This window comes from Brevibacillus fulvus (genome assembly GCF_016908525.1).
GTDB classification, from domain to species: Bacteria; Bacillota; Bacilli; order Brevibacillales; family Brevibacillaceae; genus Brevibacillus_G; species Brevibacillus_G fulvus.
Genome location: NZ_JAFBEB010000001.1, coordinates 150,417 through 165,100, shown reverse-complemented (window position 1 = coordinate 165,100; position 14,684 = coordinate 150,417). Strand labels below are relative to the sequence as shown.

The following is a 14,684-nucleotide window of genomic DNA, read 5'->3' as shown; positions in this document are numbered from 1 at the left end:
TAAAGGCGAATTTTATAGGCAACCAAAGTTCATATCATTCGGCTTTTATGGTACTTCCACCCCAACATCGCTACACCGTAGGCATTGTCGCCGGAATAAACAGGATCGCAAAAATACAACTTTCCTTTTATCGCCGGATGTTCCAGCCGCTTGATCAGCCGTTCGCGAATATATTGATTTGCCGCCACACCGCCGACAATCAGAATCTCGCGGGGGTAGCCCTGCTCAATTGCAGTGCGCAGCGTTTTCTCCAGCGTATTGGCAATACACTGTTCAGCGGCCCGCGCGATTTCCGCAGGAGAGTGATCGCCTTGCTCGATGGCGCGCAGCAAAGAATTTTCCGGTCCTGACAAACTGAACGCCAATCCGTTCACAGCAGAGGGAACGCGAAAGCTCCCTTCCGCTTGCTGGGCCAATTCTTCCAGCAGCGGACCTGCAGGAAACGGCAGCCCCAGCGCAACCCCCACCCGGTCGATTAACTGACCGGCGTGCAAATCGATTGTGCCGCCGATTTTTTCGATTTCATAGCCTCGTTCGCGGCGGGTGCAGCGCAAGATCTCACTGGTCCCCCCCGACAAATGTACGGCAAGAAACTGGTCTTGCGCCGGACGCCTCTCCGCTGTGTGCTCCCCTGCCGCGATATGTCCTTCCTGATGCGTGGTTAAATAGCAGGGAACCTTGTGAAATACCGCCAAAGACTTGGCCAATCCTTCCCCCACTTTAAAAACGGGCATATACGATTGACTGACCGGTCTTGGTTTCTCGCTGGCACAGACGGCCACTACCTGCCAGCTTTCCAGCGACATTTGATCGCTGAGCTCCGGCAAGTTCATCACATGCTGAAAGACGGCTTCCGATTGCTGCAGCCCCCGTTTGCCTTCCTTTACTTTCAGCAGGCGTTTCGCTTCCGCAACAATTTGGCCGTCTTCGTTCACCAAACAAAGTGATGTACGGTAATTGCTTGTATCAATTCCTAACAAAACTTTTTCCATCCGCTTCACCTGTTTCAAGCCTCGGTTGTCTGGCGGGTTTGCAAAAAGCTGGACAGAACCCCGTTTATGTATCGATAGGACTGATCGTCACTATACAGCTTGGCCAATTCAATCGCCTCGTTCAGCACAACCTTGTCGGGCATTTCGTCTTCAAACATGATTTCGAAAAAAGCCAGCCGCAAAATGGCCCGGTCTACATTGGCAATCCGCTCCAATTCCCAACCGCGCAGATATTTTTTGATCTCCGCGTCAATTTGCGGGAGGTGTTTCAAAGTGTTGTCCAGCAAGTAGCGCATGTAGCCGGTGTCATCCTCGCCATCTTCCGTGACCAGGGCGATCGCATCATCCACGTTCACTTCTGCCATATCGATTTGGAACAAGCATTGTACTACTTTTTCTCGAGCAGTTCTGCGTTTCATGTTCTGACCACCTACTATTTAAATTTGCCTGGTAAAATCCGGTCTAAAATATCGCGTAAATCTTCTTTTTGGTCCAGTTTTCGGCCGATGTAGTAACCGCTGCCGATAAAGATGACAAAGACAAGTGTATCCCAAAACCCGACGATTAAGTAGATAATGCCAAAGAGCAGTCCGGCCGCTATCCCCAGCAGTTTCCCCTTATGTTCCCATAATAATTCCCAGATCATATTCTCTCACCTACTACTCTACCCGCCGGCTGCGGGCTGGGCTGTTTTCGCGGGAAATGACTTCGTTGACGACCACTGCGACCTCGGTAATCGTCACACCGGCGATCGCCTCCACTTGTTCTTTGACATTGAATTGCAGCTGCTGCGTAATCTCCGGAATCGATGTTTCCCCGTCCACTCCTACGCGCAAGGAGATGAGGTTGCCGCTTTCCAGCGCCTTGACCGTCGTTTTTAAGTCGAGCACACCTTTGACTTTGCGGGCTGCGCGTTCGGCAATCGTTTGAATCGTGTTGATCGTAATATTGACTTCGCCCAGATCGGTTCGCTGTCTGATGCCTTTTTCCTTCCGCGGTTTCGTTCTCGTAAAAGAACTGAAAAAGAAACGAAGGCTGATCAGGAAAAAAATGAGCGCGACGATCAAATATGGCCAATTCACTTGTCCAGGGATGAAAATGGATTGGGCGGTATTTTGCACGTACGAATAGGGGATGAATTGAGCGAAGACACCGATCGCAACGATGGAAATCACAATGAGGGCAAAACTGTATAGGGTCAAAATAAAACGATCAAACAAATTCATCGACATCTCTCCTTCGCGGAAACAGCTTGTTCACGCTTCAAGCGGCGAACCGATTGTTTCCGGCGGCCTGTTCAAGCAAATTCGCATTTCATCCATTCATCCAAAATACTGATACCAGATGAGGAAAATGCCCCCGTTACAGGGGGCATTGCTTCACTTCCATTACCGTAACCGCTGAATTTCTTCGGCTGTCGGCGGCGCAGTTGCCGGCGCTTTATCCTCCGATTTCAGCTCAACATCGATAATATGTACGTTTACCTCCACTACGGAGAGTCCCGTCATACTCTCAATCGCATTGCGCACACTGTCCTGAATATTGCGAGCTACCTCAGGAATCCGGTAGCCAAATTTCACAATAATCGATACGTCCACCGCAGCTTCTTTCGTGCCGACTTCAACACGGACACCGCGCGCCACATTTTTGCGGCCCAGACGTTCCGCTATATCTCCAACGAAGCCACCGCTCATCTGTGCAACTCCGTCGACTTCGGAAGCTGCCATCCCCGCGATTACTTCCAACACCTCGGGAGCGATTTGAACTTTGCCCAACTCCGTTTTCTCCAAATCCGGAATGTATTCTTCCACCCTGTGCACCTCCCCTTAGGATTTATATTCCATTATAGCAACAGCACCGTCAAATGACAACGAAACGGCCACTATTCATCCAGGTTCAGTTCGTACAGTTCCAGGAATTTCGTATCAAAATCACCGCTCACGAACACTTCATGCTCCATCACTTTCAGATGGAACGGTATCGTCGTGGAAATTCCATCAACGACAAATTCGCTCAACGCCCGTTTCATACGGTTGATTGCTTCTTCCCGCGTTTTTCCCCAGACGATCAGCTTGGCGATCATCGAGTCATAGTAAGGCGGAATCATATAGCCGGTATAGGCGGAACTGTCGACCCGCACACCAAATCCGCCCGGCGGCAGGTAGTTGGTGATACGTCCCGGCGACGGCATAAATCCTTTGGCAGGATTCTCCGCATTGATCCGGCACTCCATCGCCCAACCGTCGAGGACAATATCTTCTTGTCCAAAAGACAGCGGGTTTCCGGCAGCCACGCTGATCTGTTCTTTCACCAGATCGATGCCGGTTACGAGTTCGGTAACCGGGTGCTCTACCTGGATGCGCGTGTTCATTTCCATGAAGTAGAAATTGCCGTATTTATCCAGCAAAAATTCGACCGTGCCCGCACCGTGGTAATTTACGGCCTTTGCCGCGGCTACCGCCGCTTCGCCCATTTTTTGGCGAAGTTCCTGACTCAGAGCAGGAGACGGCGCTTCTTCGATCAACTTTTGGTGACGGCGTTGAATCGAGCAATCCCGTTCGCCCAAATACACAACATTGCCAAACTTGTCAGCCATAATTTGAATTTCGACGTGGCGCGGTCCTTCCACAAACTTTTCCAGGTAAACGCCGGGGTTGCCGAAAGCGGTTTTCGCCTCGTTTTGTGCCTGACGAATCCCTTTTTCCAAATCCTCGTCATTTACCGCCACGCGCATCCCTTTGCCTCCGCCGCCGGCCGTTGCCTTGATCATGACCGGATAGCCGATCAATTGCGCGGTGCGGATCGCTTCTTCCATATCTTCAACCAATCCTTCGGTTCCGGGAACGGTCGGAACGCCGGCCGTTTTCATTGTTTCTTTGGCGGTCGATTTGTCCCCCATCTTGATGATCGCTTCCGGGTCAGGACCGATAAACGTAATGTTGCAAGCGGCGCAAATTTCCGCGAAATCGGCGTTTTCTGCCAGAAAACCGTAGCCCGGATGGATGGCATCTACTCCCACCTTGGTGGCAACGCTCATGATGGTAGCAATATTCAAGTAACTGTCTTTTGATGCGGTCGGCCCGATGCAATAAGCTTCGTCAGCAAGTTTGACATGCAACGCGTCGCGATCCGCTTCCGAATAAATCGCTACGGAACGAATCCCCAGCTCCCGACAAGCACGAATAACGCGGACAGCAATTTCACCGCGATTAGCAATTAAAATCTTTTGGAACATCCCGCTCTCCTCCGATTATTCTGGCTTTACTAAAAATAGCGGTTGACCGTATTCGACCAGTTGGCCGTCCTGAACGAGGACTTTAACAATCTCCCCGGTTACTTCTGCTTCAATTTCGTTGAACAGTTTCATTGCTTCCACAATGCAGACGACTTTGTTTGGTGTTACCTTATCGCCGACTTGTACAAAAGCGCTCGCTCCCGGTTCTGGCGCGCTGTAAAAAGTCCCGACCATCGGCGACAAAATTTGATGCAGGTTTTCTTCCGGCACTTGCGTATTCGCTGCAGGCTGAGCGGCCGGCTGAACAGGAGCGGCTTGCGCTGCCGGTGCTGGCGCTGCTGCAACAGGTGCTGCTGGCGCTTGAGCGACAATCGTTTGCACTTTTTCTTCCACGACCCCGCCGCTTTTTTTAATCGTCACTTTGGAGCCTTCAATTTCTAATTCAAACTCTTTGATCGAAGACTGATCGATAAGCTTGATAATTTCTCGGATTTCATGAATTTTAAACACGAGTAAGCACTCCTTCGCATTATCTCTCTGACCTTGGCTTTATGGTAAGACGAAGTTAGAGAAGCCAGTAAGAGCAGGTCATAACTATCATGGTAGCTTTTTGCCATGCCAACGTCAAGAAAGGATTTCCTTCGGCTCTGTTGCCAGAAACAAAGGAAATCCTTACAATCATTCCCTTATTGCCATCGTTTTATAAGAGCGGCGTCTCTGTTCGATTTCAGGAATTTTTGAACTGTACGGTGATGTTGGTCGCCGGAATATTCAAATGCTGTTTCACCTGGGCGATAATGTTGACTACTTCATTGGGCTGGAGTTTGTCCTTTTGCACCAACACGGTCGCTTTGTTGTTTTGTACCGAAATAACCGCATCTTTGTAACCGCTGGCCTTCAGCAGCTCTTCGACTGACAGCGTAGCGTTTTCCAGATTGGACAATTCTTCATACTTCGCCTTCGCTTCGGCAACCGCCTGCGGGGTTGCATCAGCGCTGGACATAATCGACAGCTGTTCGTCTTTTTGTTGCTGCATCATGGCTTCCCGTTTCATTTTGTATCCTTGAAACAAATCGCTGACCGAATCGGGAAGCGTGCTGGCCGCATTGGCTTCCTGTGTTTTCTGCTCATCCGTCTTGGCCGTTGATTGTTCGGCATTGTCTGTCCCCTCAACCGGCGTCGCATTCGGGATGTCTTGTTGCGATTCTTTTGTTTCTACCTGCACATTGCTCAAGTCGTCCTCCTGGGTCTGTTGCTCGCCAATGGCGGGTACCTGTCCGGCAGGTCCTTTGACCAGATAATAACCTGACAAGACGACCATCACCGCCAGCATTGTCAACAGCCATACCGTTTGTTTGCGCAGCATCATGGAAATAACCTCCTAACCTTTTTTGGGCAATATTGAAATTTTATACAACGGCACATCCAACACTTTATTGACTGCTTCTGTTATCCATGCTTTGACCTGTATATTCTCAGCCCCCTTGGCAACAACCAGCACCCCTCTCACTTTCGGTTTCAGCGTTTTCACCACAACCGGCTGCTCCTGTTTTCCCTGAATAACGACTACCTGTTCATTGCGCGACTGCTCCGACTGGTTGCGGGTTGCTTTTTCCTTGTCAGTTTCCTGTGTCGTTGCGCTGCGTGAATCGCGGTTTTTTTCCACAATCATCTCCGGTGTCGAATCAAGATTTACCATCACCTCCACTTCTCCGACTCCGATTACCTTTTCTAATATCTCTTTCAACTGTGTTTCATAACGGTTTTCATATTCGGCAATCACATCGTTTCCCGCGGAATTGCCGAAGGCAGGAACGGCAGGCTCACCCTCACCCCCTCCGGGAAAGGCAAGCGCGCTGCTCGTTTCCTCTGGGGGCTGGTCAGGTTTGACCTCAAGAAAATCGGTCAAAATCATAAAGGCGATGCCGACTCCAAGCAAAACGATAAAATAATGGATCGGGCGCAGCTTTTTGGTGGCTTCGTCTTGTGCAAACCATTTCTTCCATTTGTCAAACATCCTTTTCTCACCTCGGTTCGGCGTTCCGCATGATCGGCTCCGCTGTCGTCTGCTCATCGGTAATCACAATTTGCTCCGGCGTTAGCTCCCATTGTTTGGCGAGCGATTCCGCCACTGCCCGGTATCGGGAATCTGTTTCCGCAATACCTGCGGTTTCCGCTGCCTCCTGCTGCTTTTCCGCCGTTTGCCCGACTGTGATCACAACCGGTTCGATCGGCGCGATTGGCTTTATCCATTGTTCATCGGAAGAATCCGAATCACTTGGGCCGATCGCCAGCTGAATGGCGGTAATTTGCGGCTGTTGGCCGTCCCTCTGCTCAATTTTCACGTCGACCTTGTCTACGTCCAGGCCAAATTGCTGTTTGACCTGACTTTGGACGGCCGTTTGCACCTGCTGTTTGACATAGTGGTCAACCTGTTGATCCTGTTCGCTCAACAATTTGTCCGCCAGCGCTTTCCATTCCGTCTGATCCGGTCGATTGATTTGCTGTTGATAACGATCCAGCTTCAGGGCCAGTTCGTCCACCGGCAAATGGAACAAGGAAAAAACCGGTGAAATAATCGTCATTAACAAAATCAACCCCATCACCATCCTGACGTAGCGTTGCATCGTCGTGTTGGGCAGGATCAGATCCAAAAAAGCGGCCAAAAGCACCAACAAAATGATTTTTTTCAGCCAGATTGTCAGCCATTCCATAGCCTGTCACCTACCGAACCATCAAGGATATGTTGCCGGCTGCAATAATAATCGTGATCGCGAAGAAGAACATCAACCCGACGATGGCCAAAGCGGCAAATACGAACAGCAAGCTTTTTCCGATCGTCCCCAACGCGCTGATAATCGGACTTGAACCCAGTGGTTGCAGCACCGCGGAAGACAGGTTGTAGATGAAGGCCAGCACGAGAATCTTCATCGCAGGAAAGGCGCAGAGCAACAGCAGGATGATCACGCCGGCCAACCCGACGGCATTTTTGACCAGCATGGAAGCGCTCAGCACCGTATCGGCAGCATCGGAAAACATCCGCCCGACAATCGGGACAAAGTTGCCGGTGAAATATTTGGCCGTACGCAACGTTACGCCATCGGTCACCGCCGAGGTCGCTCCATGGATGCTGATGACCGATAAAAAGATCGTAAAAAACGAACCGAGCACGCCCATCGCGATATTGCGCAACAAGGTGGCTAATTGGGTAACCCGATACCGTTCCGAGAACAAGCTGGCAATCGACAGCAACGCCGAGAGGAACAGCAAGGGAAAAACAACGGTCGAGATTAAAATACCGCTTGTGTTGATCATGAAAATAATCAAGGGATGAAACACGGACGCTGAGACGAAATTGCCGACGGAAGCCAACAGCGCGATGACCAGCGGAATCATCGCCAGCATAAAATCGGACATATTGCCGATCGCTTCTTTGGCGTATGTGATCGCAACGTGAAAACTGTTAATCGCCAGGACCATCAGCACCAAATAGGTGATTGAATAGGCGACGACCGTCACCGTGTTGCGTTCAAACGCGTTTTGCAAAGCTTCCAGAATCATGGCGATAACGGTAATGATAATAATGGAACTGAGCAGTTTGGCGTTGGTTAACACTTCATGCAGCGCAAATTTAAGCAACCCCTTGAGAACTCCCGCAACGCTCAGTTCTCCTTCTTGCAGCAATAATTGCACGAACCCTGGCGATTGCAGATCAGGCAAATAGCCCTTGTACTCTTGCAATGTTTTCTGCCAAAACTGTTCCACCCGATCGGTATTGAGTTGCTCCACTTGCTGGCGAATCATTTGATCAAGCGGTCCGGGAGAGGCGGGCTCAGCCGCGTATGCTTGTGCAGGGAAAAGCAGCAAAATCGCAATCAGTAACACCCAGCCCAGTCGAGCCACTGAAGACCCCTCCTCAAGTCGGCAGCAAGTGCAGCACCGTTTCAATAATGATCTGGATTATGGGAACGGCCATCACCAAAATCAGCACCTTGCCGGCCAGTTCGATTTTGGAAGCGATCGCGCCTTGTCCGGCATCACGCGTCATTTGCGCGCCAAATTCGGCAATGTAAGCTATTCCGATAATTTTCAGGATGGTCTCCAGAAACACCATATTGAGGTTGGCTTGTACCGCCAGTCTTTCCAAAACCCGGATCACTTCCGAGATTTTACCCATCAGGAAGTAAAAGATAATCGCGCCGCAGGCAATTGCCAGCAAGAAAGCGAACAGCGGCTTTTGCTCCTTGATGACTAATGCCAGAATGGTAGCAACCAAGCCCAAACCAACAATCTGGACGATTTCCATCGCTTGCCCTCCTAACTGAACAGGAAGACCCGCTTAACCTCTGCAAACAGATCCCCCAGGTAATGCGCCACCATGAACAGCACGATGATAAACCCGACCAATGTAGCCCAATGCGCGATCTCTTCTTTCCCTGACTGCTTCAAGACGGTTTGGATGATTGCCGTGATAAATCCGACTCCGGCGATTTGAAATACGGGAGTCAAATCAAAGTCCACGTGTAACACCTCGTTTCAGTACATCAAGATAACGACCAGCAATCCCCCGAGAAACCCGAGACTTTTGTACATTTTTTCATACTTTCCCTGCTCAACTCTCGCCTCTTCTTCGAGGGCGTGCAGATGGGTGATCGCCAAACGCAAATGCTTTTGCTGATCTTCTACATCGGAACTTCCCAGAACAAAAGCGAGACTCGATAAAACATCGCGTTCATCTTTGCGCAGCGCCGTTTGCGGCCAGTGCTTGTCAATCGCGGCCTGCAAGCAGGCTTGTGTGGATAATTCCCGGGCAGTTTGCAACAATTCGGCAGCTGTTTGAAACAAATTTCCGATTTCCCGCGGCACTCTTTGTCCAATCTTGACAAATGCACGATTGAGAGGTGTCAATCCAAATACAATTTCCGTCTCCAGCATTTGCAATGCCAGCAGAAGTGCGCGAAGCTGACTTGACCGGTTGGCATAGCGCCTGCCCAATTGCCAGCCTACCATCGATGCGGAGAAGAGAACGAGGATGCAACCGATCAGTTTTACCATGCAACCTGCGCCCTTTCCAACCGCTTGAGATTTTTGTCGTATATCCCCTGAATGGTTCCCGCACCGTTTGCTCTGCTCAACACCACATAACGGTGAAAAGCTCCGTGCTGGATCAGCTTGCCCAACATGGGGCGCTGCGCCACTTCCAGCAAATCGTTGCCGTGCGCGGAACAAACAATCGAGACTCCGGCGTGGATCGCTTCCCAAACCGCCTCCCCGTCCTCGCTGCGGCCAATTTCATCTGCGATGATCACATCCGGCGACATGGAACGTATCAGCATCATGATTCCTACGGCTTTGGGACAAGCATCAAGCACATCGGTTCGCGGTCCGACATCTCGTTGCGGGACACCGTGCAGGCAACCGGCCAATTCGGAACGCTCGTCCACAATGGCCACTTTGCGGCTGGCGGCCCACTCGCTCCCATAGCTGAGCATGCGCGCCAAATCTCGCAGCAAAGTGGTTTTGCCGCATTGTGGCGGGGAAATAACCAAGGTATTGCATATCCCTTTTCCCGGTGCATCGCACAAATAGGGAAGAACCTTACCGGCAACTCCTTTTTTCTCACGGGCGATCCGTATATTAAAGCTGGTAATCTCGCGTATCCCCTTCACCTCACCGTGTTCCATGACAATGCGGCCAGCGATACCGATACGGTGGCCGCCGACTACGGTAATATAGCCGCGTTTCAATTCTTCCTCAAAGGCATATAGCGAGTGTTGACTAATCTGGTTGATCAGCTTCTGCCTGTTTTCTTCCGTAAATACCCAGCCAAGTCTGGAATTTGAGGTTAACTGTCCGCTAGCCGTCACATAACTGGCTTGCTGCCCATACCGGATCTCGATTGCCTGATTTTGCCGTAACCGCACTTCTTCCAAGTTGTCACGAACAGCGGCAGGCAAGCTGTTCAGCAATGTGCGAATCGGGGCTGGCAGTACCGCAAACAGCTCATTCACTTGGCCTCCCTCCTTCCATTCCTGCATAGATCGAACTTCGATTGCGGGTACTTTGTCCACACAGACTTAACACCATCCTATGCGCCAAGGGACGAGTTTTATGCCTGTTCTTCCCCGAAAAAAAAGCCCGCTCATGCAAAAAAGCTTGCTGCGTTTATAGCAGCAAGCTTTTTCCCGCGTAACGGCTTGTTTTCCTGGAATCAGGTCGGGTTGACGACTTCCGCATCCGCATCGTACGGTTCAATCACATAATGGTGATAGCCTTCGTCGTCGGTACCTTCATGCAAAAAAATGATTTCCCGGCATGTCGGGCATTCAATCTCATAGGAAGTGTCAAATTCATCGTTTTGTTGATTTTCAAACGTATAGGCAGTTTCGTCGTCATCCAAGTCATAAAATTGGTCGACATTGTCATCAGCAAGCTCATCATCACAATCGTCAACCATCTCATACAGATCTTCGTCATCTTCCGCATCGTCATAGAGCAACAGTTCAAGGTCTTCCAGATCTTCATCCACAGCTTCGACGTATTCCTCGGTTTCCTCGATGCGCGCATGAAGTTCCCGCAGTTCTCCATACATGTCATCCAGCAGCTGAATGACTTCCTGCAGGATTTTCCCTTCTTTACTGTTGCTGCCAACATCCATCCCATCAGCCAAGCCTTGTAAATAAGAGATTCGATTCTCCAGCTTCTCCATCGAGTTGATCCCTCCTCAATCGTTGACACCGTTATTGTCCCCAGATTGCACGAAGTTACGTTGGAAAAAGATGCGTTTGCTGGCTTATTTTCTGCGGTGCCATGCCCGCAGGTATTGGGTCGGCAAATCGATTTCTTCCCCCAGCTCGAGCGCTGCCTGCTGCGGCCAGTACGGTTGCCGCAACAGCTCCCGTCCGAGGAAAATCAGGTCGGCCCGTCCATTTTGCAAAATTTCCTCCGCCAGTTCCGGCGTTCTGATCAGGCCGACTGCTCCGGTTGCCACATTTGCCTCCTGCTTGATTTTTTCCGCAAACGGGACTTGATACCCCGGAAAATCCCGGACCGAAACGGGTACGACCCCGCCAGAAGAGACATCAATCAGATCCACTCCGATCGCTTTCATCCATTTGGCAAATTGAACGGTTTGTTCCAGGCGGTTGCCTCCCTCGGCATACTCATCGGCCGAAACCCGAACAAACAGCGGACCGCTCCAGACTGCTCTTACAGCCAAAATAATCTCTTTCAGCAAGCGGAAACGATTTTCCGCCGATCCGCCGTATTCATCTTCCCGCAAATTGCTCAACGGCGACAAAAACTGGTTGATCAGGTAGCCGTGAGCCGCGTGCAGCTCTATCACGTCAAATCCGGCTGTTTTGGCGCGAATCGCGGCCCGTTGGAAGTTTTCTACCAGTTGCGCGATTTCTCCGATGCTCAAAGCTGCCGGTTTCGCATAATCCGCGGAAAACGCCACCGCGGAAGGCGCTTCAACCCTGCCGGTCGCCCGTGATTTTCGGCCGGCATGCCCCAACTGGATGCCGATCTTTGCTCCGTGCCGATGGACCAATTCCGCAATGCGCGCCAGTCCCTCGACTTGTTGATCGTCCCAAATTCCCAAATCCTGATCGGTGATTCTCCCGTTTGGCTGCACCGCCGTTGCTTCCATAATTAACAAGGCCGCACCGCCGATCGCCCGCGCCGGGTAGTGCAGCAAATGCCAATCATTCACTTTTCCATCCTCAGCGGCGGAGTATTGGCACATAGGCGACATGACAATCCGATTTTTCAGCGCAAGCTGCCCTATTGTAATTGGACGAAATAACTGGCTCATCGCTCATCTTTTCCCCTTTACCATAACTTGTCTACTTCTCCATCTTAGCTTTCGCCCAATTTCCCGTCAAAAACAGAAGCGCACATCCTGCATGGTTCCATGCAAAATGCGCGGCAAAACGGACACTATGTAAGTTTGCAAATAGCGTTATTTACGGACACCGATGAAGATACATGCGATGCCGGCGAATATCCACAAAATTTTGGCCAGGCTGATTCTGTCCGACATACCCAAGAGACCAATCGTCGTGGTCGTCAACAAAACCAATGGTCCGACAATGGCCAGGCTCGAGTTGACCAACAACGCTTTCTCCACTTGGTTTAGTTTCAAGATCAGCAGGGCTGCCAATATTTCGATCGTCCCCGACATCATCCGCAAGGTCGCCATTCCGATGATCGCTTTCTCCAGCATTCCCGTCCCCCCTCTTGTGTCCACTCTATGCCTGTACCGGTCGTTTTAGTCTTGCCATTTTCGACAACATGCGTTTGGCAGGCAAGTTATCTCCTCCGGCGATTCCCCGGCTTTTTATACACCCGCTGACGGGTATCCGGCATATACCTATAAACAAATGCATCAAGAAATGAGGAAGAGACATGAAGAAAAAACCGCTTTATCTTGGCTGGCCCCACAACTGGAGCGATCCCTCCGCCCGGCGCGAAGGAAAACCACGCAACAGAGGCGTCAGCATGGTGATCGACAAAGGCTTGGGGCTTATGCAAATGCATGATTTGCTCAATGTGGCAGCCGACCATATCGACTGTTACAAGCTTGGCTTTGGCACGTCCGTGCTGTATCCCCTGAAAATTTTGCAACAAAAAGTGGAGATGGCTGTAGAAAGCCGGATCGATATTATGCCAGGCGGGACGTTTTTTGAACTGGCGTCGCTTCAATCCCCCTTTGCACAATATTTGCAAATGATTCGCCAACTCGGTTTCAACGCAATTGAAATCTCGGATGGCACGTTTCCGCTTGGGCGGGAGGAACGAACGAAAGCGATTTCGCTGGCTGCCGAGGCGGGATTGACCGTATATGCCGAATTTGGCAAAAAAGCGGCTGACTTCCGGGCGGAACTGGCACTCCTTGTCGAAACGGTAGAACAAGATTTGCAAGCTGGAGCCGCCTATGTGATCGTGGAAGGCAGAGAAAGCGGAACAGTGGGGATTTATAACGAAAAAGGGGAAACGGATGCCCGATTTTTGCAGCAGGTGGTTGAGGCGGCCGGTCCTCTCTCTGAGCGCCTGATTTGGGAAGCGCCGAAAAAAGAGCAGCAGGTTGCGCTCATTCAAACGTTGGGGACGGATGTCAATTTGGGCAATATCGCGCCCGCTGATATTTTATCGGTCGAGTCGCTGCGCCGCGGGCTACGCTCCGATACAGCCCCGTTCGTCCTGCAGGAAAGGAAAAACGGTTCATGCGACTAGACATCGTGCCGATCGTGGAGGAGACGCATCGCGAGCTGGTTGAAGGGAGGATCGTCGTCGTGATCGATGTGCTGCGGGCATCCAGCACGATTGTCACCGCCTTGGCCAGCGGATTTGCCAGCGTCATCCCTGTCGACTCCGCGGAACGCGCCTGGCAACTGCGCTCACCCGCGACAGTTCTGGCTGGAGAACGCTTCTGTGAAAAAATCCCGCATTTTGACTGCAACAATTCCCCTACCGAGTTGTTGGCCCGCTCCGACCGGGGAAAACAGCTTGTGTTGACGACCACCAATGGCACACGGGCGATCGAGCAAGCCAGGCTGGCGCACGCCGTGTTAATCGGCTGTTTTCTGAACGCCTCGGCAACGATTCGCCATGCATTGTCCTACCAGCGGGACATCACGTTGCTCTGCGCAGGCACACGCGCTCAGTTTGCATTGGAAGACGGGTTGGCCGCCGGCTGTATGACTGATCGGGCCAAGCAGCTGTTGCCGCAATTGTCGGTTTGCGATTTCGCCGAAGCAATGTCGGCCAGCTATTTGTACGAACGCGAGCGATTACGGGAACGTCTTGAGCAAACGACAACCGGCAGACGGTTGTTGCAGCATGGATTTACCGCCGATCTCGATTACTGCAGCCAGTTGGACCGCGTTGACTTGGTGCCGCTGGTCAAGGAAACAAGCATACTCCCGCACCTTGTCTCATAGAGTAGTAAAAGATTAGGGACAGGGGTTCGATCAGGATGCATGTATTCACGGGAGAAGTAATGCTTGTTATTCTTATTGTGGTAGGATTAATTGGGCGGTCGCCGATCATCGCTACCGCTGCCAGTATTTTGTTGGTCCTGAAACTGACATCGTTGGAGCGCTTTTTTCCTGCCGTGGAAAGACGAGGGCTGGAACTTGGCTTGCTGTTTTTAACCATTTCCGTGCTCGTCCCGTTCGCCAGCGAAAAAATTACCTGGAAAGATGTTACGCCGCTTTTTACAACCGTCATCGGTGTTTTGGCTTTAGCTGGCGGAGCCATCGCCACCTGGATGAACGGGAAAGGCCTCGATATGTTGAAAACAGAACCGCATTTGATTGTCGGCCTGGTGATCGGTTCCATATTTGGCATCGTATTTTTGCGGGGAATTCCCGTTGGGCCATTGATGGCTGCCGGCCTCACTGCTTTCTTCATCAAAATTTTCGACTGGTTTCGGTGAAAAGACCGCAGCCGGA

The 14,684-nt window shown here is 51.2% G+C and carries 21 protein-coding genes; 3 read left to right on the top strand and 18 right to left on the bottom strand.

Annotated features, from left to right (window positions below; all coding sequences use genetic code 11):
• Positions 1-29: 29 nt before the first annotated feature.
• The 18 genes from JOD01_RS00905 to JOD01_RS00820 all read right to left on the bottom strand — a co-directional run bounded on the left by JOD01_RS00905 (position 30) and on the right by JOD01_RS00820 (position 12,454).
• Positions 30-992: a tRNA (adenosine(37)-N6)-threonylcarbamoyltransferase complex transferase subunit TsaD gene (locus JOD01_RS00905; RefSeq protein ID WP_204516336.1), complete on the bottom strand. Its 963-nt coding sequence runs from the start codon at positions 990-992 to the stop codon at positions 30-32.
• 14 nt (positions 993-1,006) lie between these two features.
• Positions 1,007-1,411, bottom strand: a complete 405-nt coding sequence (nusB, locus tag JOD01_RS00900) for a transcription antitermination factor NusB (protein WP_204516335.1) — start codon at positions 1,409-1,411, stop codon at positions 1,007-1,009.
• 14 nt (positions 1,412-1,425) lie between these two features.
• On the bottom strand, positions 1,426-1,638 hold the full coding sequence (locus JOD01_RS00895) for a DUF2273 domain-containing protein (RefSeq protein ID WP_204516334.1): 213 nt from the start codon (positions 1,636-1,638) through the stop codon (positions 1,426-1,428).
• A 13-nt stretch (positions 1,639-1,651) separates the two neighbouring features.
• Positions 1,652-2,218 carry an alkaline shock response membrane anchor protein AmaP gene (gene amaP, locus JOD01_RS00890; protein ID WP_204516333.1) on the bottom strand — a complete coding sequence of 189 codons (567 nt, stop codon included), beginning with the start codon at positions 2,216-2,218 and terminating at the stop codon, positions 1,652-1,654.
• 162 nt (positions 2,219-2,380) lie between these two features.
• Positions 2,381-2,803 carry an Asp23/Gls24 family envelope stress response protein gene (locus tag JOD01_RS00885; RefSeq protein ID WP_204516332.1) on the bottom strand — a complete coding sequence of 141 codons (423 nt, stop codon included), beginning with the start codon at positions 2,801-2,803 and terminating at the stop codon, positions 2,381-2,383.
• A gap of 71 nt (positions 2,804-2,874) precedes the next feature.
• On the bottom strand, positions 2,875-4,227 hold the full coding sequence (gene accC / locus JOD01_RS00880; protein ID WP_204516331.1) for an acetyl-CoA carboxylase biotin carboxylase subunit: 1,353 nt from the start codon (positions 4,225-4,227) through the stop codon (positions 2,875-2,877).
• A 15-nt stretch (positions 4,228-4,242) separates the two neighbouring features.
• Positions 4,243-4,737 carry an acetyl-CoA carboxylase biotin carboxyl carrier protein gene (gene accB / locus JOD01_RS00875; protein WP_204516330.1) on the bottom strand — a complete coding sequence of 165 codons (495 nt, stop codon included), beginning with the start codon at positions 4,735-4,737 and terminating at the stop codon, positions 4,243-4,245.
• A gap of 217 nt (positions 4,738-4,954) precedes the next feature.
• The gene (locus tag JOD01_RS00870) at positions 4,955-5,596 is read right to left on the bottom strand and encodes a SpoIIIAH-like family protein (RefSeq protein ID WP_204516329.1); all 642 of its coding nucleotides are present in this window, start codon (positions 5,594-5,596) and stop codon (positions 4,955-4,957) included.
• Between the two features lie 12 nt (positions 5,597-5,608).
• Positions 5,609-6,244 (bottom strand): stage III sporulation protein AG, encoded by a 636-nt coding sequence (gene spoIIIAG, locus JOD01_RS00865; RefSeq protein WP_204516328.1) that lies wholly within the window; start codon positions 6,242-6,244, stop codon positions 5,609-5,611.
• 7 nt (positions 6,245-6,251) lie between these two features.
• Complete coding sequence (spoIIIAF, locus tag JOD01_RS00860; RefSeq protein WP_204516327.1) at positions 6,252-6,941, bottom strand: stage III sporulation protein AF; 690 nt, start codon at positions 6,939-6,941, stop codon at positions 6,252-6,254.
• A gap of 10 nt (positions 6,942-6,951) precedes the next feature.
• Positions 6,952-8,130, bottom strand: coding sequence for a stage III sporulation protein AE (spoIIIAE, locus tag JOD01_RS00855; protein ID WP_204516326.1), 1,179 nt, complete (start codon positions 8,128-8,130; stop codon positions 6,952-6,954).
• A 13-nt stretch (positions 8,131-8,143) separates the two neighbouring features.
• A complete protein-coding gene (gene spoIIIAD, locus JOD01_RS00850) occupies positions 8,144-8,533 on the bottom strand; it encodes a stage III sporulation protein AD (RefSeq protein WP_204516325.1) in 390 nt (129 codons plus the stop codon).
• An 11-nt stretch (positions 8,534-8,544) separates the two neighbouring features.
• Positions 8,545-8,748, bottom strand: a complete 204-nt coding sequence (gene spoIIIAC, locus JOD01_RS00845; RefSeq protein ID WP_204516324.1) for a stage III sporulation protein AC — start codon at positions 8,746-8,748, stop codon at positions 8,545-8,547.
• 15 nt (positions 8,749-8,763) lie between these two features.
• Positions 8,764-9,282: a stage III sporulation protein SpoIIIAB gene (spoIIIAB, locus tag JOD01_RS00840; RefSeq protein ID WP_204516323.1), complete on the bottom strand. Its 519-nt coding sequence runs from the start codon at positions 9,280-9,282 to the stop codon at positions 8,764-8,766.
• Complete coding sequence (spoIIIAA, locus tag JOD01_RS00835) at positions 9,276-10,238, bottom strand: stage III sporulation protein AA (protein WP_204516322.1); 963 nt, start codon at positions 10,236-10,238, stop codon at positions 9,276-9,278. The genes spoIIIAB and spoIIIAA overlap by 7 nt, the downstream gene beginning before the upstream one ends.
• Before the next feature lie 200 nt (positions 10,239-10,438).
• Positions 10,439-10,936 carry a CD1247 N-terminal domain-containing protein gene (locus JOD01_RS00830; protein WP_204516321.1) on the bottom strand — a complete coding sequence of 166 codons (498 nt, stop codon included), beginning with the start codon at positions 10,934-10,936 and terminating at the stop codon, positions 10,439-10,441.
• Between the two features lie 84 nt (positions 10,937-11,020).
• Positions 11,021-12,043 (bottom strand): NADPH dehydrogenase NamA, encoded by a 1,023-nt coding sequence (namA, locus tag JOD01_RS00825; protein ID WP_204516320.1) that lies wholly within the window; start codon positions 12,041-12,043, stop codon positions 11,021-11,023.
• A gap of 147 nt (positions 12,044-12,190) precedes the next feature.
• On the bottom strand, positions 12,191-12,454 hold the full coding sequence (locus JOD01_RS00820) for a DUF2619 domain-containing protein (protein ID WP_204516319.1): 264 nt from the start codon (positions 12,452-12,454) through the stop codon (positions 12,191-12,193).
• Positions 12,455-12,636: 182 nt separating this feature from the next.
• Here JOD01_RS00820 and comA point away from each other — a divergent pair, with 182 nt between their 5' ends.
• Genes comA through JOD01_RS00805 form a run of 3 tightly spaced genes read left to right on the top strand, consistent with a single transcriptional unit; the run spans position 12,637 to position 14,668 of the window.
• Positions 12,637-13,464 carry a phosphosulfolactate synthase gene (gene comA, locus JOD01_RS00815; protein WP_204516318.1) on the top strand — a complete coding sequence of 276 codons (828 nt, stop codon included), beginning with the start codon at positions 12,637-12,639 and terminating at the stop codon, positions 13,462-13,464.
• Positions 13,455-14,171 (top strand): 2-phosphosulfolactate phosphatase, encoded by a 717-nt coding sequence (locus tag JOD01_RS00810; protein ID WP_204516317.1) that lies wholly within the window; start codon positions 13,455-13,457, stop codon positions 14,169-14,171. The genes comA and JOD01_RS00810 overlap by 10 nt, the downstream gene beginning before the upstream one ends.
• A gap of 35 nt (positions 14,172-14,206) precedes the next feature.
• Entirely contained in the window at positions 14,207-14,668 is a 462-nt protein-coding gene (locus tag JOD01_RS00805) for a DUF441 domain-containing protein (RefSeq protein WP_204516316.1), read from the top strand.
• Positions 14,669-14,684: the final 16 nt, after the last annotated feature.